We start from the raw sequence: 2,304 nt of genomic DNA, 5'->3' as shown, positions 1-2,304 counted from the left end.
ACGTTGGTGACGAGAAGCCTGTCGGCGTTGGGATGCTTGGCGACGCTCATAACCTCACCGACCTTTATATCAACGGCTATGACCGGGTCGTTTATCTTTCCGAGGGCAAGCCTTTTGTCGAGGCCGAGTATCGTGTTCAGGAAGAAGCGAATCTTCGCAACCTGCTCCTCGACCTTCTCGCGCTCGTCCTTTGAGGCGTTGCTTATGAACTTGTGGTGCCAGTCCTCTCCGCCAAGCGCCTCGATTATTCCGAGGGCCTTCTCCTTCAGGGCCTTCATCTGGGGTGTCTCACTCAGCTCCTTCGGGTCGAGGTAGCTGTAGCGCATCGCCTGTATCTCCGGGAGCATCTCCCTGCCGAGCTTTATCGCTTTCTTCTTGTCCCAGTGACCCTTAAACTTCGCCCCTTCAACCGTCTTCAGGAAGAGCTCTATCGCCTTCTCCGCCACCAGTAAGCGGTAGTCCTTGCTCGTGTCCCACATCTTCACCACCCTCGAGGGCATTCAAAACCCGTCTCTTAACGCTTTCGTCCCGTATCCCCTCAGCTATCGAGCGCGCCCTCGCCGGGTCCTTCCGGGAGTAGGCGAGGGCCACCTCGCCGAGGAGCTCCGATGACAGCCCCACGTCCCTGATGACGCCGGCTAGGATTAGGGGCTCTTCAAGACGGCCGATTTTGAGCATCTTCCTGGCTATCGAGAAAATCTCGCCGTCCCTCGGCTGGAACTTGCCGACGAGGATTAAATCGAGAGCGTCGTTGAAGACCTTTCTCGCAAGGTAGGGCCTCTCGTGGAGGAAGAGCCAGTAGCTCAGGTGGAGCATCTCGACAGCTCTGTCCTCCAGCGGGAGGAAGCGCATCACCTCGATGGCCCTCTCGACGTCGCCTTTCTCTATCAGCTCGGTGACAACGTCCCTGCCATGCTTGAGAATGTCTTCGATGAGCGCAATCTTGTCGGAGAGGTGTTTGGCCTGGAGCTTGAAGAAGAGGGAGTCGTAGATGTCGCGGGCGAGTCGGTAGAAGTCCAGGGCTTTCTCGTTGGGAATCTCGTCGGCGCTCTTCTCGATGAGCCTCGCTACCCGGAGCAACGTTTCAAGCGCCCGCGAAGAGAGTCCCCTCGCACGCTGGATTTCCTCCACCGCCTCGCTGAAGAGTATGTAGGCGTCGGTGTAGCGGTCCGCCAGGACGAGGTTTCTCGCTATTCCCGCCAGGACTTCCCCCCTGAGCATGGGAGTTGGAATGGCCTTGGCGAGTGACACGGCCCTATCGAAGTAGAAGGAACCGCCTTTCTCTCTGTCAAGAATGTAGAAAGCCCTCCCGATTATTGAATACGCTACGGCCCTCTCTGCGGTTCCGGGCACCGATTCAACGGTCTCGAGCATCTCGGAGAGAACCTCCTCGCGCGGAAACTCGGTCATGATTGAGGACAGGGCTATTAGCCTCTTAATTGGGTCAGGAATCAGCTTTGCCCTTCTCAAAGCCCCCTTGAAGTCACCGGCGTTAAGCCTCTCCCTTACCGCCTCCACAGAAACCACCGGACGATTAAGATAGGGGTCAAAACCTAAAAAGGGTTACCGTTCTGGTTAGCCGTAACTCGTGTAAAGTTCGTAAACGTCGTTACGGCTAACCTTCCCCACTCCCACCTTCATCGTGGGGCTTTCGGGGGGAACGGAAACTCCCCACATCTTCAAGGCTCTCAAACGAATATTCCAAGGGCCGACCACATCACGGTCGGCTTCAAAACCACAGTTTGAGCACTTCAAAACCGTGCCCATTCGGGCTTAACTTACCCCCACATACCGGGCACAAGGAAGAAGTGTAAGCAGGATTCACAAAAACAACCCTAACACCCCTCAGTTTAGCCCTGTATTCGATGATTGACTGAAGTTTGCGAAAACTCCAACGGTGAAGCCTACCGTTCATCTCAGCAGAATACCTAATCGAATCTCTGATTTCCGTCAAATCCTCAAGAGCAATCCCACCATATTTTTCCGCCAGCTCAACGATTTTATTAGCCAGCTTATGGTAAAGGTCGTTCAGCCTGTTCTTCTCCCTCCGCCCGTATTTTTCGAGGAGTTCTTTTCGTCTCTTTCCAGCCCTGATTTTCTGTTGTATTCTTCTCCTCTTCACGAAGTAGCCTGTCCTAACCTCCCGCTCGTGAGTAATGATTTGGAAAAACTCGCCGTTAGGAAGGGAAAGCGTTACGTTGTTCTCGTTCAAATCCACGCCAACAAAAGCATTAGGCTCTTTAACTTCAACTTCCTTCGAGAAGACGACGTTTAGGAAGACTCCCTTCGGCGTTCTAACCAGCC

The 2,304-nt window shown here is 54.3% G+C and carries 2 protein-coding genes and 1 pseudogene; all 3 read right to left on the bottom strand.

The window, feature by feature from the left end; genetic code table 11:
• Positions 1-479, bottom strand: a 479-nt coding sequence (locus MVK46_RS04805) for a tRNA-binding protein (RefSeq protein ID WP_297535510.1), incomplete at its 3' end; no start/stop codon positions are given.
• Positions 406-1,518, bottom strand: coding sequence for a tetratricopeptide repeat protein (locus MVK46_RS04800; protein ID WP_297535509.1), 1,113 nt, complete (start codon positions 1,516-1,518; stop codon positions 406-408). The genes MVK46_RS04805 and MVK46_RS04800, both read right to left, overlap by 74 nt.
• A gap of 57 nt (positions 1,519-1,575) precedes the next feature.
• A pseudogene (locus MVK46_RS04795) lies at positions 1,576-2,304 on the bottom strand (RNA-guided endonuclease InsQ/TnpB family protein); the annotation flags it as partial.

The organism is Thermococcus sp. (assembly GCF_027066465.1).
Taxonomy (GTDB): Archaea; Methanobacteriota_B; Thermococci; order Thermococcales; family Thermococcaceae; genus Thermococcus.
Note: the sequence above shows the minus strand (reverse complement) of the source record. Positions and strands in the feature narration are given on the sequence as shown.